The sequence below is a fragment of the Phocaeicola vulgatus ATCC 8482 genome (genome assembly GCF_000012825.1).
Classification (GTDB): Bacteria; Bacteroidota; Bacteroidia; order Bacteroidales; family Bacteroidaceae; genus Phocaeicola; species Phocaeicola vulgatus.
On sequence record NC_009614.1, the window covers coordinates 1,761,215 to 1,782,822 of the forward strand.

The following is a 21,608-nucleotide window of genomic DNA, read 5'->3' on the forward strand; positions in this document are numbered from 1 at the left end:
TTGCTTATTCGGGAATTTTAAGTGTAAAGGTACTGCCTTTTCCTGTGCTACTTTCCACGGAAACAGTTCCTTTATGCTGTTCTATCATTGTTTTTACATAATAAAGTCCTAATCCATATCCTTTTACATTATGCAGATTACCGGTCGGAACCCGATAAAACTTATCAAACAGATGTTTTTGTCTGTCGGCAGGAATACCTATTCCTTTGTCTTGTATCTTTAGCATCACATAAGCGTTACGGTCACCGTTGCATGGATTGTTGCAGCGTATTGCAGAAATGTAAATATATGCCTTTTCATCGGAATATTTTATAGCATTGTCTATCAGATTGCTGATCACGTTATACAGGTGCAAGCGGTCTGCACGTAGGGTTATGTTTTCTTCCATAATGAGTTTGAACTCAGTCGGCTTATCAGCTTTCAATCTATGTTGGCTGATCAGATTTTCCAACATAGGCCTCAGTTCGACAGGTTCATAGTTCAGACGGAAGTTCTTCCGTTGCTCCATACTCATGGAAAGGATCTGTTCCACCAGTCCGCTGAGCTGTTTCAGCTGGGTTTGGATAATCTGAAGATAGTTCTGTCGTTTCGTCAGGTTTTCTGCTCCGTTGAAGTTCAGTAATGCATCGTTGGCGGCGTAGGCTACGGCTATCGGAGTTTTCAGTTCGTGAGTAATGTTATGCGTGAAGTCCTCTTTCATTTCTTCTACACTTTTCTGCCTTAAGATGATACGGATAAGAAACCAGAATGATACCCCCAATATAATAATGATAAAGAAAGAGGTATAAAGTATCCCCTTCATTTGTTGCAAGACGATGGTATTTGTCGGTTCCACCCATAACCGGTATGCCATTTTGTTGTACAAGTCATAATTGTAATAGTAGCTCACTGCTTCTTTGCCCGGCCTGTATTTTTGAGGTGAGCTGAGTCCTTGTACGACCGTGCTGTCTTGACGTAAATTCACTATTTCGATGCGGTGAGGCAGGTAGATGATTCCGCGCATGGCAAGTGTCCTTGTAAAAAGGCTGTCGAAAGTGTGCAGGTTGATTTCCGTGAAAAGGTCCAGCTGGCTGTGGATACCCCGTTGGAAGTATTTGGTGAGCAGTTCCAGTGTACCGTTTTTGTCGATGGTAGTAGATACCGGTTCATTGATTTCCAGACCAAATCTTTTTTGCTGTTTGAAAGGCTCGGTTTCTATAACTTTGGTAATCAAAGCACTGCTGTCCAGATTGATACTGGATTCGATATAGCCATTTATGGTTTCGTTGCTTCGTTTCACGGAATCGCACCGTTCCATCATTTCATTGTAGTCACTCACCTGTAATGTTTCTATCAGGCAATTGTCCATATCCTTCTTCATCGAGGTGTATAATCCTGTCAACCAATATGCCTGATAGGCAAAGACGCCTATCAGCGAAAGGATAATCAATGCGGCTATGGCTTTAAACGGTATCTTCATGGTTTGGCAAAAATAGGCACAAAATAAGTATTTTCTTTCTTTTGATAACACTAAATAAGACTTCGTAAGCCGGTGGTAACACATACGGCACATTTTTCACCTTTACTTTGCATGGACACTAAAAATAAAACGATGATGAGGACAGTGATTATCTTTTGTTTATGCTTGTCGGCATTTGCGGCACAAGCGCAGAATGATGTGAATTATACCTATATGGACAGCCTTTTCCAACAATTGCCGGAGGTGTTGGTCAAAGGGGAGCGTCCGGTGGTAAAGGCCGAGCGGGGAAAGCTGGTCTATGACTTACCCCGTATGGTAGAGCGGCTTCCGGTGAATAACGCCTACGAGGCGGTAAAGGAACTGCCCGGCATCGTGGAACAAGATGGCAATCTCACTTTGGGGGGGCGCAGTATTACTTTGGTAGTAAATGGAAAAGTAAGTACACTGGACAAGGACGATTTGAAGTCCGTGCTTCAGAATACCCCTGTCAGTCGTCTGGAGAAAGCAGAAATCATGTATGCTGCTCCGGCACGTTACCGCATTCGTGGAGCCATGGTGAATGTTATTCTAAAATCGAATATAGGGCAGAAGCCTTCTTGGTCCGGTGAAGTGGCGGCTATGTATGAACAGTCCCGCAGGGAAGACATTGCAGGCCGTGGAAATTTGCTCTACACTTCCCGGCGCTTTTCGGCGGATGTGATGTATTCATACGGGTTCAAACATACCACTTTCGGATTGGACAAACAGTCATGGCACACTATGGCGGGGGACGTACACGAGTTGGATTTGAAAACAGAGGCTAAGGGGTATGGCGGCCGGCATAACCTCCGCTTGGGGGCGGATTATGATTTCGGGAAGAAGAACTTGTTGAGTGTGGTTTACAATACACAATACCGCTATGGGCAGGACTGTACAAAAATGCGTGGAACAGCCCACAGTGATAAAACGGATGACGGTGACCGCCAGTTACATAATGTGGCGGCCGATTATCAATCTTCTTTCGGCCTTTCGGCAGGAATGGATTTCCTTTTTTTCTCCAATCCGTCACAGACCTTTCTGGAGAAAGATATGCAGGATGTCAGCCGGACATTGAATTATGACAGCAACCAACGTATCAACCGCTGGTTATTCTATGCCAACCAGCTTCATTCCTTGCAAGGTGGAACCGAGATAAATTATGGTGTAAAGTACACTGCCACACACGATAACAGCTACCAGTTCTATCGGGATGGTGAAACAGGAGCCTTGATTCCCGATAATTCCGAGAAACTGCTTCGAAAAGAATATACTCTGAATATGTACACCGGCGCTTCACATAGTTTTGGGAAGAAGTTCTCTGCCGAAGTTTCCTTGGCCGCAGAGCTTTATCATGCCGGGGAACGTCATAGCTGGATGCTGTATCCCACTGTAAACACAACTTATACTCCGGCAGATGGCCATACCTTGCAAATGTCTTTCACCAGTAATCGTAAATATCCCGCTTACTGGCAGTTGCAACCTATTATACAGTATGTGGACAGCTATACCGAGGCTCATGGAAATCCCGACCTGAAGCCAAGTTCCAATTATTCGCTCGACTTGAATTATCTGTATAAGAATAGATATATGATAGGGGTGAATTACAATTACACACCCGATTACTTTGTGCAGCTCCCTTATCAATTGCCCGACCGTCTGGCGGAGGTGAATCAGTTTGTGAATTATGATTTTCAGAAAAGATGGACCATACAGACTATGGCTTCTTATAAAGTGAGTACATGGTGGAACGGGCGCATTTTTGCTTTCGGCCTGTTCTCTCATGACAAGAACAGCCATTTCCATGATATTGCATTCAACCGGCATAAATTCAGCGTCATTCTGAATACCACAAACACATTCATCTTATCGAAGAAACCGAATATCATAGGTACGTTGGCTGGTTTTTACCAATCACGTGCCATACAAGGGGTGTATAACTTAAGTCCTATTTGTAATGTTTCGACTTCACTTCAGTGGGCTTCTCCGGATGGAAAGACGAAGGTGATATTGAAAGGAAATGATATTCTTAATACATCGAATATGACCACCCGGCTGGCGTGGGGGCAGCAACGGAACCGGACAGAAATGAATTGGGACAATCGTAGCTTTACATTTTCATTCCTCTATAAATTCGGCGGATACAAAGAGAAGAAACGTACCGATGTCGATACCAAGCGGCTGGGACGATGATTTTTTAGTGGTTAGTAATCACTAACCACTAATCACTAGTTCGCCATTTTTGCCTTGAAAGCCAGCGCATACATACGCATCTGTTTTACCATTGCCAGCAAGCCATTGCTGCGGGTGGGCGACAGATGTTCTTTCAAACCTATCTTCTCTATAAAGTATAAATCACTGCTTAATATTTCATCCGGAGTATGTCCGCTGACTACTTTGATAAGCAGGGCAATGATACCTTTTACAATCAAGGCGTCACTTTCCGCCTGGAACACCACTTTGCCGTCTTCCATATCGGCTTGCAGCCATACGCGGCTCTGGCAACCGTCTATCAGGTTTTGTTCTGTTTTATATTCGGGGGCGAGTGGTTCCTGCTCGTTACCCAAATCTATGAGCAATTGATACTTGTCCATCCAGTCATCAAAATCACTGAACTCTTCTATCACTTCGTTCTGAAGTTCGTTTATTGTTTTCATTATTTTATCATTTATTTCTCATTATAAATCACATCCATCACTGTTTGTCCTACCGCTTTCAGCGTGTTACGGTCAATGTTTTCCATCGTATCGTTTACCGTATGCCAGAAAGAGCCGAAAGAACTTTGCGGATTACCGGCATCATAGTTAATGATGTCCACACACGGGATACGCGCCAACTTGTTGACATAGATATGGTCGTCCACCGTCTCACCGCCGTCTTCTTTTACAAAATATTTGCCATATCCCAACTCATGTGCCTTTTTCCAGATTTTCTTCATTTCGGAACGGGCGGTGCGGGCCGAGTAACCTTCATAATAGAACGTGGCATCTTTTCCTCCTACCATATCCAGCAAGATTCCATAGCGTGCATTATAGTTCTGAACATGTGGGGTACGTGCCCAGTATTGTGATCCAAGACACCAAGTGTCCTGTTTGTACTTGCCGTCATAAAATTCGGGAATTCCATAATCCTCCGAATCGAAAAATACGATATCTATACCTAGGGCAGGTTGTTCCTTCTGTATCTGACGGGCGATTTCCAGCAGCACCCCCACACCGCTGGCACCATCATTCACTCCCAGTATAGGAGTATGGTGATTCTTCGGGTCGGGATCATTGTCGGCATACGGGCGGCTGTCCCAATGGGCGCAAAGCAGGATACGTTTTTTACTTTCGGGCTTGTAAGCACCGATAATGTTGCGTGATTTCAGTATCGTACCGTCGTATGCTATCAGATCGGCATATTGATTGTATACCTTGGCGCCGAATTTTTCCAATTGTCCTGCCAGATATTCCCCACATTCTTTGTGCGCCTGTGTGTTGGGAACACGGGGACCGAAGTCTGCTTGTACCTGAATGTACTGGTAGGCGCTGTCTGCATCGAATTCGGGAGCCTTGATCACTTCTTTGTCTACGGTTTCTGTCCGGTCGTTTCTGCTTTTACTGTTTCCGCACGAAACGGCTGTCAATACAAGCAGCAAGAACGGGATTACTAAAACATTTCTTATCTTCATACTTATTCTTCTGTTATTTATTTGTGCATTATCCTTTATATGGAAGGGGGCTGCGCCGCAAAGTTACGTTATTTTCTTTGTACTTCTTCCATAACGCGCAGGAAGTTTCCACCCCAAATGAGGCGGATATTTTCTTCACTGTATCTTTCCAACAGCAGCCGGCGTGTAAAGTTTATCAATTCTGATGCCGAAGCGCAGCCTGTGATGCCGCCGTCACCGTCAAAATCGGTTCCTATCCCTACATGTTCTATGCCCATGACATTTACCATGTGGTTCAGATGCTCGATGGCATCCTTGATGGTAGCTTCTCCGTTCTTGCGCAGGAATCCGCCATACATACATACCTGTGCCACCCCCCCCTTGGCTGCCAATGCTTTCAATTGGTCATCCGTCAGATTGCGCGGATGGTCGCAAAGGGCACGGGCCGAAGAATGAGAGGCTACGATCGGTTTGCCGCTGATTGCCAGTGCATCATAGAAACTTTTCTCTCCGGCATGAGAAACATCTACCATCATTCCCACACGGTTCATTTCTTTTATCACCTGTTCACCGAATGTGCTTACGCCCAGTCCTTCCTCATTATAACGGGCAGAGCCGCAGATATCATTATTTCCGTTGTGGCAAAGTGTCATGTACACCACGCCACGATGGCGGAAACGTTCTACATTCGTGATATCCTTGCCAATGGCATATCCGTTTTCAATGCCCAGCATGACAGCCTTTTTCCCTGCTTTTTTCAAACGGCACAGATCAGCGGGAGTATATGCTATATCTACGGCTGTACAGTTCTTGGCAACCATCTCCTCTATTTCGTTCAGGATGCGGTCTGCTTTGGCAGTAGCGGCCGATAAGGCTTCATCGGTACGTTCCAATTGCTTCAGGTAAGCCACCATGATGGTTGCGTCCAGATGTCCTTCCGTCATCTTATGCAGGTCTACCAGGATTTTCTTGTCACGGGTGGCGAAGTTTATTCCTTGATCGAAGAACATGGGAGTGTCGCAATGTGAATCCAGCGTTATCATGCGGTTGTGAAGTTTTTTGGCTTCTCTGAAAGAAGTGGATTCCTGTATAAGCCAGTGGAATACCGGCATCATACAGGTATTGTTTTCCAGAATGAAACATTCCGGATGCCATTGCACTCCCATCATGGACTTGCATTCGGTAGATTCCATCGCTTCAATGACTCCGTCGGATGAGCGGGCAGTTACCCTGAAACCCGGCGCAACCTCCTTTACCGCCTGATGGTGAAACGAATTGACCGGCAATATTTCTGTTTCAAACAATTTATAGAGTAAGGAATCTTTCTCTATCCGGACCGTATGCGAGGCATATCCCCGTCCCAAATCCTGATCGTGTTTGATCCGTTCCCCTTCCATCTGTACGTGGATATCCTGATACAGGCTGCCTCCAAAAGCGGCGTTCATCACCTGTATGCCGCGGCATATTCCCAGAATCGGTATCTGCCGGTCGGCGGCCAGTTTGGCAAGCAATAACTCCTGACGATCCCTCCGGGGATTTATGCTGTGTAATTCCTTTATCGGTTCTTCTCCAAGGAACAAGGGATTGATATCCGCACCGCCGGTCAGTAGCAAGCCATCCAATGCATTCAGTGAGTTTATCAAACTGTTAGTTTCGTCAACAGGAGGAATAATGAAAGGAATACCTCCTGCTTTCAGAATGGAAGTGAAATATCCTTCCAGCAAAGTACATGCGCCTTCCTGGAAGTTTCCGGTAAGCCCTATGACTGGAGCATCTTTGTGGCAGGGAAAGGTGCGGTGTATGGCATCGTACTCGGCTGAAATGTCAAATGTTTGAAACGTTTTCATAAGTTAAATTATTCGTAGAAACTAAGCAAAGATAGGGATAAATTCAGATTTATTTTTCATATTTGCTAAAAATCTAATGACCATGGAACCTATACAAGACTTCGCCGGCCTGATATGCCGTTTGCGTTCGTTGAAGGAGCGGAAACGTGTGGTGGTTGTTTGCCCCAATGACCCTCATACCGAATACGTTATAACCCGCAGTTTGCACGAAGGCTTTGCCGATTTCTTATTGGTGGCGGATACGCCCCATTTGCTGAACTCGGAATATATCCGCCTTCAATATCCGGATCATGTGAAAGTATACGAGGCGACAAGTCCCGATAAAGCAGCCCAGGAAGCTGTTTCGCTGATACGTGAGGGACATGCGGACGTGTTGATGAAAGGGATTATCAATACGGATAATTTATTGCGGGCCGTGCTTAATAAGGAACATGGTATCCTGCCGAAAGGGAATGTGCTGAGCCATATCACGGTGGCACAGATCCCGATGTACAAGAAATTGCTGTTCTTCTCGGATGCGGCGGTCATTCCCCGTCCTACCTTGGAACAATTCGAGGCGATGCTGCGGTATGATCTGGAGGTATGCCGCCGCATGGGAATAGAAGCTCCCCGTGTGGCCTTGATTCATTGTACGGAAAAAGTAAACGAGAAATTCCCTCATACACTGGATTATGTGACTTTAAAGGAACGTGCCGCCGCCGGTGCTTACGGAAACATGTACTTGGACGGGCCCATGGATGTGAAGACGGCATGTGATGCGCATAGCGGTGAGGTGAAAGGAATCAGCTCGCCGGTGGTGGGACATGCGGATTTGTTGATCTTTCCCAATATCGAGTCGGGAAATACATTCTATAAAACGGTGTCATTGTTTGGTGACGCCAACATGGCAGGTATGTTGCGAGGTACGGCCTCTCCCGTAGTGGTTCCGTCGCGTGCCGATTCCGGTAATTCGAAATATTACAGTCTGGCATTGGCCTGTGTGGCCGGATAAATAATGTGGCAATGTGCCAATTTGCCGGTGTGTCAATTGGCTGTGCTGTGTTGCCGCATGGTTTTGGCTCATTCGCAAATTGATAAATTATTGAAACTATGAAAATATTTGTGATTAATCCGGGCTCTACTTCTACCAAAATAGCCCTTTTCATCGATGAAAAGCCGGTGTGGGCGGCAGGGGCCCATCATACTGCGGATGACTTGTCGGAGTTTCACCACGTCAACGAACAGTATGCGTACCGTAAGGACTTTGTATTGCGATTGCTTGCCGAGGCGGATATTCCGTTGGATTTTGATGCCGTCATTGCCCGTGGCGGTCTGCTGAAGCCTACGCCCGGCGGGGTGTATGCCATTAACGAACAGATGAAACACGATTTGCTCAACGCCCGGATGGAGCACGCCTGTAATTTGGGCGCGCTGATTGCCGATGAAATAGCCCGGGAATGCCATTGTCCCGCCTACATTGCCGATCCCGAAGTGGTAGACGAGCTGCAACCGGCCGCCCGCCTGACGGGAATACCGGAGATAGAGCGCATTTCCATCTTCCATGCCTTGAACAGTAAGGCGGTATCGCGTAAATATGCCGCTTCCATCGGGAAACATTATGAAGAGTTGAATCTGATTGTGGTGCATCTGGGGGGTGGCATATCGGTGGGTGCCCATTGCAAAGGACGGGTGATTGATGTTAACAATGCCTTGAACGGTGAGGGGCCGTTTTCTCCCGAACGTGCGGGAACCATTCCTGCCGACCAGTTAGCGGAATTGTGCTTCAGCGGTAAGTATACGTTAAAGCAGATCAAGAAGATGCTGAATGGCAAAGGGGGGCTGACTGCCCATCTGGGTATGAATGATGTGGTGACTATTGCCCGGAAAGCTTCCGAAGGCGAGGAGCCTTATAAAGGGGTATTGGATGCGATGCTCTATACGGTGGCGAAACAGGCAGGGGCCATGTATGTCACGCTCCGTGGGCAGGTGGATGCCATTATTCTGACGGGAGGCATTGCCCATAGTGATTACTGTGTAGGGATTCTCAAGGAACAGATTGATTATCTGGCGCCGGTTGTGCTGATGCCCGGTGAAGACGAGATGGGCTCGCTGGCTTATAATGCGTTGGGAGCCTTGAAAGGTGAGCTGCCTTTGCAGGTTTACCGGCCGGAATAAGAAGATGGTGGTACATCGGAATTAAAATAAGCGATAAAATTGTTCAAATCCTTCATGGAAGGGTAATGTGTTGATATACAGAAGGCTATTATGAAGGAATCATTATAAATTCCTTCATAATAGCTTCAGGGATGTTTTTACCCGGCCAGTGCTACCAGTTTATACATATTTCCTGTTGTGGTATGCATGCGTTCCGCTCCCAGGGAATTCATGATTCTTCCCATTTTGTTTATCGTGATGCCGCGCATGGCTGCCGGATATCGTTTCAGCAGGATATTGAACAAGCATACTGCCGAGTAAAGTTTGAAGTCTTCCCCTTTCTCCGGCAGTCTGAAACAATGGAGAATCATTTCCGCTTCGGTAGGCAAGGCATAATAGGCCTGGTTGCGCAGTTTCAGCTCGGATTCCTCCGCCGCCGAGAACCAGTAACGCTTTCCCTCGTCCAGTTCTGCTTTCAGCTGGGCGAAAAGCTGTTTGTGCTCCAGTGGCGAGCAGTCTATCTTCTCCTTTACCTCGGCAAAGAAATAACGGCGGCTTCCGCTGGGGTCGGTGAGCAGCGCTTTCCGGTTACTGGTGCCGATGAACGAGGCCATCCGGGGCAGATGGCTGTAGGACGAGCGGTGCGACTTGCGGAAATCCAGTTTTTTCATCTGCATCAGATTTTTCAGCAATGGCAGTTTCTGTGGTGAAAGACGGTCGTACTCATCCAGATTAATCAGTCCGAAGAAAGCCAGCTTCTGCTCGCATCCTGCCTGTCCGGTCAGTTCGAAGCTGTCCGTATAGTAGTCTTTCAACGAATCGGGCATCAGCAATTCGCAGAAAGTGGATTTGCATCTCCCTTGCTCGCTGCTCACCAGCATGGGGGCCACAGCGTTGGCGCACCGGTCCATGCGTCCGCTCCACTGGGCAGTTACGCCCAGCATCCAGCGGTGGAAACTGTTCACCCAGAAATCTTTCGTAGATATGCGTTGTGCCAGCGGAGTCACGCGGTCCTTGCCGTCCCATTCGGGAAGGGTGTTCATATAGGAAAGTAACGGATGATAGTCCGGCATCTGCTCCGAGTTCACGAACCGGCTTACATCCTTGTCCCAGCAGTTGATGTGACGTGCACGTGCTTCCAGGCACAGGCTGTTCAGGGTGCGCTGGCTTATTACCTTATATATAGGTGTGTCAGCGTCTTTTTTGCAACATTCCGTTTGTTCCGTCAGTAGGTTGAAGCGGAAGTGGTAGCGGCTCAGCAAATATTGTTCCAGTTTTTGCTGTACTTGTTCCGTTTCCGGTTTCTTCTGCATTGATAATGAGGTAGATGAACTCTTCACTGTCGGACTTATCACTACATTCGAGGAAGCAAGCTTCTTCATTACTTTGTTCAATAACTTTTTATTCATTATTTGTTGTTTTAGGTTTCCGTTGGAACAAAGATACTGTGTAAAATAGCGTTTTGCAAGTGTTTTTCGTGGGGTTTTAGAGAAAAGTGACTAAGCGTAAACATCCTGAATAACAAGCTGTTTCGTCCGGTTGATTACACGATATCTTCCTTTTGATTCAGTTGTTTCACTTAAGTGATGAAGTTTGAGCACTCTAGTGATGAAAGTTCATCACTAAGGTGATATAATATCATCACTTAAGTGAAACAATTTACTTGAAGGGAAGATACAACGACTTCGACCGGATGATACACCTTATTCGTCCGGTTGTTGTCATTTGATGAAATGTGAGTGTTTTGCCAGACAGTCATCACCTTGGGATGCGTTTTTGGAGATGGAACGGGGCTGAAGGAATATGTAAGCGTCTCCGCGCTTCTATATTGTCTCTCTTTTTTTGTTCTTATATCTTGGGTATAAAAACGAATCATTATGGATTTGGCAGAAAATAGATTTAGAAAAACCTGGGAACGTTTCCTTGAAGTATTAAAAGTAGACTGTCATGGTAAGCGTCTCCGCGATTCTATATAGTATATTAAAAGTAAAAAGTCTAATGATCCCTTTTTAGTCATTAGCCTTTTCCCATCTGTCGGGAAGCAGTTGCCTGTATTTTTCCAGTGGTGTATTCGGTTGCCATTCGGCAGTTCTGTTTATGATATCCGTGAGATACTCAAACAGATTCACTTTATTCATCCTACAAGTAAGTGCTATCGTGTAGAGTATGGCGCCCCGTTCGGCTCCCTTATGGCTGCCGAAGAACAATGAGTTTTTTCTTGATAAGGATATGTAGCGGTTCATCCGTTCAACTATATTGTTGTCCAGGTAAGTGTCACCATAATTAAAGATGTCCACCACGGCATTCCACTCATTGCGAAGATAGGTGATAGCTTCCTTCAGTTCGCTCTTAGGCAACAAATCTCCCCGTTCTTCTATATCATCAAGCACATCTTTTATTTCTCCGAGTATGTCCGGCGCATACTTTTTCCGATGGACAAGATTCTGTTCTACCGTCCATCCGTCAACCCCGATCTTATGCTTATGTTCATTTTGATAAAGTGTGTTTATCATCTCCACGATTCTTTTTGCATCCGGGTCATCCTCACCGCAATCTATAAATTTCCGTTTTATATGTTGCAGGCACGGAATGCGTGTGATATGGGGATAAGCATCGCTTTCGAGTTTCCGGTAAGGTGAGTATCCGTCGCTTTGTATGATACCTTTGCAACCGCCTAATTCGTTAAGAATAACTTTTTCAGAGCGGGAGCCGTCATCATAGAGCAGGTATATCATCCTGGTGTTTATGCCCACAACCACCCAGAGGTATCCCTTGCGGACTCCTTTTCCCTTGCTGTTCTTTTCCGGGACGAGTATTTTGTAATAGGTTTCGTCGGCTGCCTTATAAGGATCACTCAAAGCTGTCTGCCGGATACACTTATAAAGATTTTCAAAGAGGCTTGAGGCTTTTTCCATCAACTTATGAGCCGTAGGTTTCTTCAGCGTAAAGCCATGACTTTCGAAGTAGTTGATGATTCTTTCAACCGGTAGCGATTGTATATAACGCAATTCCATCAGCCCGGCAATGAATGAGCCGTCATAGCTGGAATTCAAGAAAGCCGAGACCGGTGTTTTTCCCTCAAAGAGACAACCGTCTTGCGCGTAGGTGTGTATCTTGTAGACGTGCTTGATGAAGCGCATGGGTACACATTCATAGCGGACACATATTCTGGGAGCGGTGGTAACCAGCCGGGCTTTATTGATGTCAAAATCAGGATCGTCGGGATAAACGTCATGTTCCTCCTGCTCCATCTCATAATGCATGTCACGTTTGGCCCCATTGTTCTTTCTGGCTTTACGCTTATCTGCTTTTTCTGCTTCTCTCTTCTGCCGCTCTTCCTCCGGCAATGCAGGTTGAGGGGGTTGTTGCTGTTCGGATGTGTTTGATACAAGTTTGGCGATCCCCTTGGTAAGACGCTGTTGCTTGCCAAGAGATTCGCCTTTTTGAAGGAGTGCCTCTTTAAGGGAAGAAACCTCCTTTATCAAATCATCTATCTGGTCCAGGAGTCTGTTGTTATCATCCCGCAACTCCTTGATTTGCTCCTTCAATAACTCTATGACCTCATCCTTTTTCATGGCGTAAAGATACAAAAAATCAATGAGTCGGCCAAAATAATCGGATGGTAATTTAAAATCAAACAGTTAATATACAGTATATTACATTAAATCCTAAAACGTTTTCGCAACCGTACAGACTTCAATGACACTCCATTTAAGATAAAAGACAAAACCTGATAAGAGATCTCATAATTGCCTGTATGGGGGTTAAATGTCGGCAACTCAAAACTTCCACCTTCCAGACGCTTGTAGTACAGGAGAAAGCCATCACCATCCCAACGCAGTATTTTTACACTCTGCCGGTTTTTGCCAAAGAATAAAAATATATCTCCGGAAATGGGGGACAGCTCCTTCATTTGAGAGCGTATGATTTTGAATAAACCGTCAATGCCAAGGTTCATACGGACAAAGCCCTGGTACAGATAGTAGCGATTGGCTGATGTTAGAGAATACATGGATCCCCCTCCTTTCTTTCGTAATCGCGTAACATTTTAATAATACCCCCGGGAGTGGCCCGTTTGACCGAAATGGTCGTTCCGCTGTTAAAGGTGATTGTGATCCCGGAAAGACTAAACTCTTCTTCCGACAACATGACGGGGGCTATTTGAGTGAACGAAGGAGAGGAAGTTGTCGGTCGGGAGGGTTCAACGCCGCCATAATAATCACGGACCACATCCGCCTTGGCTTGTTTAACGCTATAACCCCGTCTGGACATCCAGGAACTCATACCTCCAAGAGTGGTATGCTGATCACGGCAAACATCGGCTAAAGAACAATTGTAGTCTACTTTCAATACTTCAAGGAAATGTTTCCAGGTTTTTCCAAATCGATTTTCTGCTAAATCCATAATGCCTCATTTTTATATATGGCAAAAATATAAGAATGAAAAAAGGGCGACAAGATAGAATCGCGGAGACGCTTACCTGTCATGAAGAATAGATGAAGGATATCTATAGCGATCCTTCATTGCAACTTATTTATATTCAGCAAGTAATGCGCTGATGAAGGATTTGAAGGAAATAATTCCTTCATTGTATCTTGACGTGTGGTTGAGATGGGTGCTAAAACTATCTGTCGGATAAATAGATCAATGTACTAGAATTGACAATTTCCTGATCACTATTTGCGCAAATAACTATCGCTTGTTGTCTGTATGCTTTTCGCACGTTTTACTTTTACTTTCTTGCCAAAGTCAAACTTATATATAAGGTTTAAGCACGCTCCTTGATAAGGGGTTTTATTATTTTCTTCTATTCTGCTTAGATTGTTATTGGTAATTGTGGTCAGATTTCTTCTTTTATTCAAAATAGCGTAAACTGATAAATTTATGCAGAACTTTTGATCCAGGAAATATTTGTAAAGGCCGGCATTCATATTGTATACACTGTGATATATTGTTTCGCTTCTACGTGTTCTTCTTTCTGCCATCCTTCTCCACTCTGATATGCGTAATACATTTGGTTGTTGGTATGGTTATTATAATAGTCGCCACCCCATTTCAACCTGGAATGTTTGTTGAGCAAGAAGATATAATTTATTTCTGCTTTCCATAAATCAGAAACAGTTCCGGTGTTGCTACATTTATTATCCTCTTCGTTTTTCTCCGGATACTGATAAAGATAATGGTGATTCAGTTCTTTCGTTTCATCACTTCTCAAATAATCAAGAACTGTTTGCAAAGTATTCTTTCCGTTTTTTGATTTCCAATTATAGTTCAAACTAGCCTGATATATTTTGTCATCCCCTTTCCCTTTACTATGGTAGGAAGAGGTATATTCCTTTTCTGTTTCTTGTGTTTCGGAAAAAGAAGAAGATTTTAGTGTGCTTCCAGCCTGTTTTACCATACAGTTCAGTCCGATGCTTTGCAGGGTAGTTATATCATATAACATGCTGAATGTTTCATTGATTCTTCTTATATTTTTACGGTCTATATTTTGATTTACAATATGGATATTCTGGTGGCTGTTATGGGTTATATTTTCCGTGATGTAAGGATCTCCTGCATTAGAAAGGACCAGATTGTTGTAAAAGTTCCATTTCCCAAGCCGAAGGCTTAATGGAAGGCCCAAACGTTCCCAATGACTATTTCTTTTTCTCATCTCTCCTAGCAAAGAGGGTGAACCATTGCCTCCGCCATCTGCATTTGGTGGAAATATAGGGTATGATACTCATTTCTATACTCATCAGCATGGAAAGGGCTCTCTTTATGTTAATCTTAATACGTATGGACATTATAAAAGATTGTCATGGAATCTTTATGGGAATTATCGGCCTTTCAGCTATGGTGTGAATAACAAACGGAAACATTATGGGTCTGAATCGGAACTGACGGTAACTTGGCGTGTGAACAAACATTTGGGAATTACTGGAAATATGAGGTATTTGTTGGGCACTTTGGGGTATGATTCCACTACGCACGAAGGAACTTATTACAATTTCTCATCCGGCAGGATGAAGGACCGAAGTTTCTGCTTTTCATTAGGATTCAATTATTATATGCAAGGAAAGAATTTCAAATATAGGAATAAGAAGAGTTTGCAGAGTACGGAGCAGGGGATAAAGTTGTGAAATAATTTTTGTTTGATATGTTGCAGGCACGGGATGCGTATGATATTAGAATCGCGGAAACGTTTACGAAGAGCGCATGAGGAATGCGCGAAACTTGAGAGTGTCATCTGATGTCATAGTACAGGCTACAGGGCTTCCTGAAGAAGAAATAAAAGCCCTTTAATTGAATTGCAAAGGGTTTGGCCGGAAAGAATAGTTTCTATTCGTATTCGTGTTTCCGTTTCGGATTCATCGGAAACCAGCCTTTCAGCACGCGTTCGCGTTGCTCGAATATCTCCTTGATAGTCCAGAAAGAAGAGAAGGAGAAGACACCCAATAAAGAGGAAATCAGGATGTCACTGATAAGCACAGTCCCTATAATGCCTGCTATGCCCAGTACCAAAAATATCCACCAGCACCGTGTACCCCAATAATATTCGGCCTTGACCACGATGGGGTGGAAAAGACCGATTATTAAAAAGGTACAAATGCCGATGGCAATACCGCCTAAATGGTATTCATTCAGCCATTCCATTCTTTCTTAGCTTTGAATGGGTATTTCTTTTTTGATGCTCTGCTCCAGAGAGATCAGGGTCTCGGTAGCCGTAACGCCGGGAATTTCCTGAATCTTTGAGTTCAGCAAGTCCATCAAATGCTCGTTATCGCGTGAATAAAGTTTGGTCAGCATGGTATAGGGACCTGTAGTGAAGTGGCACTCCACAATTTCGGGAATCTTCTTCAGTTCTGCCACTACGTTTTTGTACATGGAACCTTTTTCCAGCTTGATTCCTACGTATGTACAGGTTCTATACCCTAAACTCTTAGGGTTCACATGATATCCTGAACCGATAATAACTCCCAAATCAATTAATCTTTGCACACGCTGGTGAATGGCTGCGCGTGAAACTCCACATTCTGCTGCGACATCTTTAAACGGGATGCGGGCATTTTGGGATATAATTTCTAGAATTTGTCTGTCGAGACTATCAATTTTCTCCATAATATACCGATTTTAATGTTATCAATCTGTAAGCAAATATAGGAATACTTTTTAATTTATCTACTATTTTGCAAGAAAAAACAGGATTTCTTTGAAAAAAAGTGCAATAAGAGGAGCTAATCACCTATTTTCTTCTCTATTTCGCCGATTTTCCCTCTTCTTTCAAATGAGAAGGTATCGCTATGTGTATCTAAATAGTTCAACAGGAATAGCGATTTTCTTAACAAATATTTTTGTTCTTCGGACTCTTTCAACAAAGCATCCTGATAGAGCAGTTCGGATAACATGTCGATGCGCGTGAGCAATTCCTCGCCACCATAGTTCTGTCCCATCTCGTTCAGTATATATTCCGCATCCTGATCATAATAGAAGGTGGAAGGATGATTGAAGTAGGCACGATAAATGCTTTGAAGTTGCAATTGCAGCTCGGGACCGTCCTTTTTATCTCTTTCTTCTACCAACTTTTCCAATGCTTCGAAAAATTGTTGAAGCAACCGCATAATGTAATCTCTTTGCAGCATGTTAATTGTCCTCTTCGTTTTTATGGGTTAGTGTTACTAATACTTTATCTATCCGGGCTCCGTCCATGTCGACTATTTCCAGTGTGAAGTCATTCCATTCCATGGATTCACCGGTCTTGGGAATGTGGCCTAGTTGTTGCAGGATGAGGCCGCTCAACGTGTTGTAATTATAATCGGGGTATAAATCCTCCATTTCGAAATGACTCAGAAAGTCATAGAAAGAACATTGGCCGTCTATCAACCAGCTTCCGTCCTTGCGGGGAACGATATCGGGGTCTTCCGAGTCACTGGGCAAGGTGCCTACCAGGGCTTCCAGAATGTCCTTCATGGTGATGATGCCTTGCAGACTGCCGAATTCATCACAGATTAATCCGTATTTGATGTTGTGCTGGCGTATTTGTTCCAATACTTTATATACATCCATGTTTTCGTGGAAGTATTGTGCCGGACGGATTACATCACGCAGATTGAATTCGCAACTGTTCAGCTTCCCGAAGAGGTCTTTCAGGTAAACTACTCCGATGATGTTGTCCAGGGTGTTTCCTTGAGTTACAGGGTAAACTTGGTACAGGTGTTGGCATACGATGTCATACAGCTGCTTGTTGTTCATGTCTATGTCAATGGATACGATGTCGCTGCGATAGGTCATGATGGTGTTGATACTGCGGTCGCCCAGGGAGAAGACGCGGTCCACAATATCCTGTTCCACTTCCTGCACTTCACCGTTCTCGGTTCCTTCGTCTATCATGGATTTGATTTCCTCTTCAGTCACTTTTTCTTCCGCTGTGTTGATATGCAGCAGGTTGAAGATAAGTGAAGTGCTTTTGGCAAGTATCCATACAAAAGGAGAGGCGATGACGGACAGCCAGTACATGGGACGTGCCAATAGCTTGGCAGCACGGGTGGAGGCACTCATGCCAATGCGTTTGGGCACCAGCTCGCCAAAGATAATAGTGAGGTAAGTGACCAGGATGACAATCAGGGTTTGAGCCAATAAATAGGCATATGTGGCGGGTACGCCGGCGTCAGTCAGTATGTTCCCAAAATCGGTGGCCAGCACGTCGCCGGAGTAAATACCGGTCAATATACCAATCAGGGTGATTCCGATTTGGATGGTGGATAAAAACTTGTCCGGGTCATTGGCAAGCTTTAAAGCGATACGCGCTGTAGAGCTTCCATGACGGATATCATTGGACAAACTACTTTTACGCGCTGAGATCAGGGCGATTTCGGACATGGCGAATACCCCGTTTAATAAGATAAGTGCGATAATAATGGCAATTTCCATGTAAGAATTTACGTTTTGTTTTGCTAACAAATGTACTAAGAATTGTGTTTTCTCTTTCTTCTTTTAGATTTAATTAATGAATTATCTGTCATTTGCGCTATCTTTGCGGTGTCTATACTTAGAAAGGAGTAATTATGCATCCGTTGGAACTATTCAAATATTGTCCGAAGTGTGGTTCGCCGCACTTTGAAGTGAACAATGAGAAATCAAAGCGTTGTGCCGATTGTGGCTTTGTGTATTATTTTAATTCCAGTGCCGCTACTGTAGCTTTTATCTTGAATGATAAGAATGAGTTGTTGGTGTGCCGCAGGGGAAAAGAACCGGCGAAGGGAACATTGGACCTGTCCGGCGGGTTTATTGATATGCATGAGACCGGCGAGGAAGGTGTGGCACGCGAGGTGTTGGAAGAAACCGGTTTGCAGGTGGAGGAGGCTGTTTATCAGTTCTCATTGCCCAACACTTATCTTTATTCAGGATTTCTGGTACATACATTGGATCAGTTCTTTCTTTGTAAGGTGAAAGATACCAGCCGGATAAAGGCGATGGATGATGTGGCGGAGTCTTTCTGGCTTCCCTTGGATGAAGTGAATCCCGAAGAATTCGGGCTGGATTCTGTGCGTGAAGGAGTCCGGCGTTTTTTGAAAGAACATAAACTTTAATGATAAGATATGAAAAGAAAAACCTTATTGATGGCCGCATTGATGGGAGGCTGTTCCTTGCAGGGAATGGCGCAGCAGATCACTCCCAAGGATGTGGCAGGTGACAAGGAATATAACCGGGTATGCCGGGAATATGAGTTGAAAGGCGGGGACAGCATGGAGCTGTTACAGGCTTATTTGGACAAATATCCTGATTCCCGCCATAAAAACAGGGTGCTGTCACTGATTGCCTCTGCTTATTTTATGGAGGGAAAATACAAGGAGGCCATTGCCCTGTTCCGGTCGTGTGATCTGGAGGCTTTGCCTGATAAGGAAAGAGATGATTGTGCCATGCGTCTGGCCACCTCTTATCTGAAAGAAGACAATCTGCGTGAAGCGGCTGTATGGTTTACCTTGCTGAAAGAGGTAAGCCCATTGTATCAGGATGACGCTGTCTATAATCTGGCTTATATTGATTATGTGGAGAAACGCTATGACAAGGCGCTGAAAAGTTTCCAGTCTTTGCAGAATGATGCCGTATATGCAGCATTGGTTCCTTATTATATAGGAGAGATTTATTTGGTGAAAGGAAATTATCAGCAGGCCCGTACTGTGGCAAAAGCGTATCTGGAGCAATATCCGGCTAAAAAGGATGTTCCTCAGATGGAACGGATTTGGGGAGAGGCTTGTTTCGGATTGAATGATTACCAAGCGGCGATACCTCCTTTGGAAAGATACCGTGAAAGTGTTTCCCACCCGCAGCGTAAGCCTTTGTATGAACTCGGTATGAGTTATTATTATACTGGTGTTTATTCCAAGGCTGCCGCTACTTTGGGGGAAATGGCTTCGGTACATGATGCCTTGTCACAGAATGCTTATCTACACATGGGGCTGGCTTATTTGAACTTGAAGGAGAGGAACAGGGCACGCATGGCATTCGAGCAGGCTGCCAATTTCAGTTTTGATCCGAAAGTAAAGGAACAGGCTCTTTATAATTATGCTTTGTGTATTCATGAAACCTCTTATTCTCCATTTGCCGAATCGGTAACCGTGTTTGAGCGTTTTCTGAATGAGTTCCCGAATTCACCTTATACGGAGCGTGTCAATGATTATTTGATAGAGGTGTATATGAATACCCGCAGTTATGAAGCTGCTTTAAAATCTATAGCAAAGATTGAGCATCCGGGCACACGCATTATGGAGGCCAAGCAGAAGATTTTGTTCCGGCTGGGCACACAGGCATTTGCGAATGCCCGTTTCCAGGAGGCTCTGGAGTTCTTCAACCAATCGCTTGCTGTGGGGCAATACAATCAGGCGACAAAGGCGGACGCTTATTTCTGGAGGGGGGAATCCAATTATCGTCTGGACCGTTTTCCGCAGGCGGGTAACGATTACCGCTTGTATCTGGAATTTGCCACCAGCAAGAACGGACAGGAATATGGTTTGGCGCTCTATAACTTGGGATATACTTATTTCAAACAGAAAAATTATGGAAATGCGGGCACTTGGTTTACCCGTTTTGTGGACAGGGGAAGTATCAATGAACGCACCATGCAGGCAGATGCCTATAACCGCATAGGTGACTGCAACTTCTATGACCGCCGTTTTGAACAGGCTCGTCAGGATTATGCCCGTGCGGTGGAGATTGATCCGTCACTGGGGGATTACTCTTTGTATCAGGAGGCGTTTGTGCGTGGTTTGCAACGTGATTACAATGGAAAAGTGCAGACGTTGAACCGCTTGATTTCGGATTATCCGGAATCACAATACATGGATGATGCCCTTTACGAGCAGGGACGTGCTTTTGTGCAGATGGAGGATAATGCCAATGCCATTGCCCGTTTCAATATTCTGGTGAAGAAATTTCCGGAGAGCAATGTCGCACGGCGGGCGGCTAACGAGATCGGTTTGCTATACTATCAGGATGACAAGTATCCTGAAGCCATCCAGGCTTATAAGCAGGTCATAGCCGGTTATCCGGGCAGTGAGGAGGCGCGTTTGGCGCAGCGTGACTTGAAATCGATCTATATTGATTTGAATAAGGTGGATGAGTATGCCAATTTTGCTTCAACTATCCCCGGCGGTGCCAACTTTGATGTGAATGAGCGTGACTCATTGACCTATGTGGCTGCCGAAAGGGTATATATGCGGGGTGAGGTCGCCGAGGCCCGCAACAGCTTTACCCGTTATTTACAGACTTTCCCCGAAGGTGCTTTCAGTCTGAATGCCAACTATTATATCGGTTTGATAGACTATAATCAGAAAGCTTATGAAAGTGCAGCCCGGCATTTGGATAAAGTATTGGAATATCCCAACAACAAATATTCTGAAGATGCCATGTTGATGGGGGCCGAAATGGCTTATACGGCGAAGGATTATGAAAAAGCCTTGCATATTTACAAGCAATTGAAAGATAAAGCCGCTTCTATGGAGCGTCGCCGGCTTGCAAAAACCGGAATGTTACGCAGTGCGCATATGCTGGGAAATGAGGAAGAGATTATCTTTGCCGCAACAGATTTGCTGGCCGATACTAAACTGGCGCCGGAATTGTCTAACGAGGCACATTATTACCGTGCAAAAGCTTATTTGGATGCCGGCAAGACGGATGGAGCTATGGAAGATTTGAAGGTCTTGGCGAAAGACACCCGTAATGTATATGGAGCGGAGGCCAAATATAAAGTCGCCCAGATTTACTTTGACGGCGGACAAACGGATAAGGCGGAGCAGGAGGTGCTGAATTACATTGAGGTAAGTACACCGCATACCTATTGGCTGGCACGCAGCTTTGTGTTATTGGCTGATGTGTATATGAAGTTGGGGCGTAACTTGGATGCTAAACAATATTTGCTTTCATTGAAGCAGAACTATCAGGCCGATGATGATATTGCCGGAATGATTGAAAGCAGACTGGAGAAATTGAAAACAGAGAATTAAAAATTAAAAAATAAGTG

Annotated in this window: 20 protein-coding genes; 6 read left to right on the forward strand and 14 right to left on the reverse strand. The window is 44.7% G+C overall.

The window, feature by feature from the left end:
- Window positions 1-4: 4 nt before the first annotated feature.
- Entirely contained in the window at window positions 5-1,543 is a 1,539-nt protein-coding gene (locus BVU_RS06655) for a sensor histidine kinase (RefSeq protein ID WP_049764436.1), read from the reverse strand.
- A 51-nt stretch (window positions 1,544-1,594) separates the two neighbouring features.
- Between BVU_RS06655 and BVU_RS06660 the strand changes: the two genes are divergently transcribed.
- Window positions 1,595-3,667, forward strand: a complete 2,073-nt coding sequence (locus tag BVU_RS06660) for an outer membrane beta-barrel family protein (RefSeq protein WP_005838773.1) — start codon at window positions 1,595-1,597, stop codon at window positions 3,665-3,667.
- A 35-nt stretch (window positions 3,668-3,702) separates the two neighbouring features.
- Here BVU_RS06660 and BVU_RS06665 read toward each other — a convergent pair whose 3' ends face one another.
- The 3 genes from BVU_RS06665 to BVU_RS06675 all read right to left on the reverse strand — a co-directional run bounded on the left by BVU_RS06665 (window position 3,703) and on the right by BVU_RS06675 (window position 6,973).
- The gene (locus BVU_RS06665) at window positions 3,703-4,131 is read right to left on the reverse strand and encodes a SufE family protein (RefSeq protein ID WP_005838774.1); all 429 of its coding nucleotides are present in this window, start codon (window positions 4,129-4,131) and stop codon (window positions 3,703-3,705) included.
- Window positions 4,132-4,142: 11 nt separating this feature from the next.
- Entirely contained in the window at window positions 4,143-5,147 is a 1,005-nt protein-coding gene (locus BVU_RS06670) for a M20 family metallopeptidase (RefSeq protein ID WP_011965137.1), read from the reverse strand.
- A gap of 68 nt (window positions 5,148-5,215) precedes the next feature.
- Window positions 5,216-6,973, reverse strand: coding sequence for a gamma-glutamyl-gamma-aminobutyrate hydrolase family protein (locus tag BVU_RS06675; RefSeq protein WP_011965138.1), 1,758 nt, complete (start codon window positions 6,971-6,973; stop codon window positions 5,216-5,218).
- Window positions 6,974-7,055: 82 nt separating this feature from the next.
- Between BVU_RS06675 and BVU_RS06680 the strand changes: the two genes are divergently transcribed.
- Window positions 7,056-7,964, forward strand: a complete 909-nt coding sequence (locus BVU_RS06680; RefSeq protein WP_005849704.1) for a phosphate acyltransferase — start codon at window positions 7,056-7,058, stop codon at window positions 7,962-7,964.
- Window positions 7,965-8,062: 98 nt separating this feature from the next.
- Entirely contained in the window at window positions 8,063-9,127 is a 1,065-nt protein-coding gene (gene buk / locus BVU_RS06685) for a butyrate kinase (RefSeq protein ID WP_005838784.1), read from the forward strand.
- A gap of 137 nt (window positions 9,128-9,264) precedes the next feature.
- On the opposite strand, the gene BVU_RS06690 is transcribed toward buk, so the two are convergent.
- The 6 genes from BVU_RS06690 to BVU_RS06715 all read right to left on the reverse strand — a co-directional run bounded on the left by BVU_RS06690 (window position 9,265) and on the right by BVU_RS06715 (window position 14,762).
- On the reverse strand, window positions 9,265-10,515 hold the full coding sequence (locus BVU_RS06690) for a DUF3874 domain-containing protein (protein ID WP_005838786.1): 1,251 nt from the start codon (window positions 10,513-10,515) through the stop codon (window positions 9,265-9,267).
- Window positions 10,516-11,115: 600 nt separating this feature from the next.
- Window positions 11,116-12,681, reverse strand: coding sequence for an IS66 family transposase (gene tnpC, locus BVU_RS06695; protein WP_011964764.1), 1,566 nt, complete (start codon window positions 12,679-12,681; stop codon window positions 11,116-11,118).
- A gap of 86 nt (window positions 12,682-12,767) precedes the next feature.
- Window positions 12,768-13,118 carry an IS66 family insertion sequence element accessory protein TnpB gene (gene tnpB, locus BVU_RS06700; protein ID WP_011964763.1) on the reverse strand — a complete coding sequence of 117 codons (351 nt, stop codon included), beginning with the start codon at window positions 13,116-13,118 and terminating at the stop codon, window positions 12,768-12,770.
- Entirely contained in the window at window positions 13,106-13,510 is a 405-nt protein-coding gene (locus BVU_RS06705) for a hypothetical protein (protein WP_011964762.1), read from the reverse strand. Before BVU_RS06705 ends, tnpB begins: the two co-directional genes overlap by 13 nt.
- A 272-nt stretch (window positions 13,511-13,782) precedes the next feature.
- On the reverse strand, window positions 13,783-14,091 hold the full coding sequence (locus tag BVU_RS06710; protein WP_011965139.1) for an outer membrane beta-barrel protein: 309 nt from the start codon (window positions 14,089-14,091) through the stop codon (window positions 13,783-13,785).
- A complete protein-coding gene (locus tag BVU_RS06715) occupies window positions 14,034-14,762 on the reverse strand; it encodes a hypothetical protein (protein WP_005838791.1) in 729 nt (242 codons plus the stop codon). The genes BVU_RS06710 and BVU_RS06715 overlap by 58 nt, the downstream gene beginning before the upstream one ends.
- Before the next feature lie 25 nt (window positions 14,763-14,787).
- Between BVU_RS06715 and BVU_RS06720 the strand changes: the two genes are divergently transcribed.
- Window positions 14,788-15,231 (forward strand): hypothetical protein, encoded by a 444-nt coding sequence (locus BVU_RS06720; RefSeq protein ID WP_005838793.1) that lies wholly within the window; start codon window positions 14,788-14,790, stop codon window positions 15,229-15,231.
- A gap of 199 nt (window positions 15,232-15,430) precedes the next feature.
- On the opposite strand, the gene BVU_RS06725 is transcribed toward BVU_RS06720, so the two are convergent.
- The 4 genes from BVU_RS06725 to BVU_RS06740 all read right to left on the reverse strand — a co-directional run bounded on the left by BVU_RS06725 (window position 15,431) and on the right by BVU_RS06740 (window position 18,019).
- Window positions 15,431-15,745 (reverse strand): DUF4491 family protein, encoded by a 315-nt coding sequence (locus tag BVU_RS06725; RefSeq protein ID WP_005838797.1) that lies wholly within the window; start codon window positions 15,743-15,745, stop codon window positions 15,431-15,433.
- A gap of 6 nt (window positions 15,746-15,751) precedes the next feature.
- Window positions 15,752-16,210, reverse strand: coding sequence for an Lrp/AsnC family transcriptional regulator (locus BVU_RS06730; RefSeq protein ID WP_005838800.1), 459 nt, complete (start codon window positions 16,208-16,210; stop codon window positions 15,752-15,754).
- A gap of 116 nt (window positions 16,211-16,326) precedes the next feature.
- Entirely contained in the window at window positions 16,327-16,710 is a 384-nt protein-coding gene (locus BVU_RS06735) for a hypothetical protein (protein ID WP_005838801.1), read from the reverse strand.
- A gap of 22 nt (window positions 16,711-16,732) precedes the next feature.
- Window positions 16,733-18,019 (reverse strand): hemolysin family protein, encoded by a 1,287-nt coding sequence (locus BVU_RS06740; RefSeq protein WP_005838803.1) that lies wholly within the window; start codon window positions 18,017-18,019, stop codon window positions 16,733-16,735.
- A gap of 134 nt (window positions 18,020-18,153) precedes the next feature.
- Here BVU_RS06740 and BVU_RS06745 point away from each other — a divergent pair, with 134 nt between their 5' ends.
- Both BVU_RS06745 and BVU_RS06750 read left to right on the forward strand, forming a co-directional pair.
- On the forward strand, window positions 18,154-18,678 hold the full coding sequence (locus BVU_RS06745; RefSeq protein ID WP_011965141.1) for an NUDIX domain-containing protein: 525 nt from the start codon (window positions 18,154-18,156) through the stop codon (window positions 18,676-18,678).
- Between the two features lie 9 nt (window positions 18,679-18,687).
- Window positions 18,688-21,591 carry a tetratricopeptide repeat protein gene (locus BVU_RS06750; RefSeq protein ID WP_011965142.1) on the forward strand — a complete coding sequence of 968 codons (2,904 nt, stop codon included), beginning with the start codon at window positions 18,688-18,690 and terminating at the stop codon, window positions 21,589-21,591.
- Window positions 21,592-21,608 lie beyond the last annotated feature (17 nt).

Coding starts and splice junctions, on each gene's coding strand:
- BVU_RS06740 (WP_005838803.1), bottom strand. CDS start 18,019: ATGGAAATTGCCATTATTATCGCACTTATCTTATTAAACGGGGTATTC.
- BVU_RS06680 (WP_005849704.1), top strand. CDS start 7,056: ATGGAACCTATACAAGACTTCGCCGGCCTGATATGCCGTTTGCGTTCG.
- BVU_RS06745 (WP_011965141.1), top strand. CDS start 18,154: ATGCATCCGTTGGAACTATTCAAATATTGTCCGAAGTGTGGTTCGCCG.
- BVU_RS06735 (WP_005838801.1), bottom strand. CDS start 16,710: ATGCGGTTGCTTCAACAATTTTTCGAAGCATTGGAAAAGTTGGTAGAA.
- BVU_RS06710 (WP_011965139.1), bottom strand. CDS start 14,091: ATGGCAGAAAGAAGAACACGTAGAAGCGAAACAATATATCACAGTGTA.
- tnpB (WP_011964763.1), bottom strand. CDS start 13,118: ATGTATTCTCTAACATCAGCCAATCGCTACTATCTGTACCAGGGCTTT.
- BVU_RS06750 (WP_011965142.1), top strand. CDS start 18,688: ATGAAAAGAAAAACCTTATTGATGGCCGCATTGATGGGAGGCTGTTCC.
- BVU_RS06655 (WP_049764436.1), bottom strand. CDS start 1,543: ATGTGTTACCACCGGCTTACGAAGTCTTATTTAGTGTTATCAAAAGAA.
- BVU_RS06690 (WP_005838786.1), bottom strand. CDS start 10,515: ATGAATAAAAAGTTATTGAACAAAGTAATGAAGAAGCTTGCTTCCTCG.
- BVU_RS06670 (WP_011965137.1), bottom strand. CDS start 5,147: ATGAAGATAAGAAATGTTTTAGTAATCCCGTTCTTGCTGCTTGTATTG.
- BVU_RS06665 (WP_005838774.1), bottom strand. CDS start 4,131: ATGAAAACAATAAACGAACTTCAGAACGAAGTGATAGAAGAGTTCAGT.
- tnpC (WP_011964764.1), bottom strand. CDS start 12,681: ATGAAAAAGGATGAGGTCATAGAGTTATTGAAGGAGCAAATCAAGGAG.
- BVU_RS06660 (WP_005838773.1), top strand. CDS start 1,595: ATGAGGACAGTGATTATCTTTTGTTTATGCTTGTCGGCATTTGCGGCA.
- BVU_RS06705 (WP_011964762.1), bottom strand. CDS start 13,510: ATGGATTTAGCAGAAAATCGATTTGGAAAAACCTGGAAACATTTCCTT.
- BVU_RS06675 (WP_011965138.1), bottom strand. CDS start 6,973: ATGAAAACGTTTCAAACATTTGACATTTCAGCCGAGTACGATGCCATA.
- buk (WP_005838784.1), top strand. CDS start 8,063: ATGAAAATATTTGTGATTAATCCGGGCTCTACTTCTACCAAAATAGCC.
- BVU_RS06715 (WP_005838791.1), bottom strand. CDS start 14,762: ATGAGAAAAAGAAATAGTCATTGGGAACGTTTGGGCCTTCCATTAAGC.
- BVU_RS06725 (WP_005838797.1), bottom strand. CDS start 15,745: ATGGAATGGCTGAATGAATACCATTTAGGCGGTATTGCCATCGGCATT.
- BVU_RS06730 (WP_005838800.1), bottom strand. CDS start 16,210: ATGGAGAAAATTGATAGTCTCGACAGACAAATTCTAGAAATTATATCC.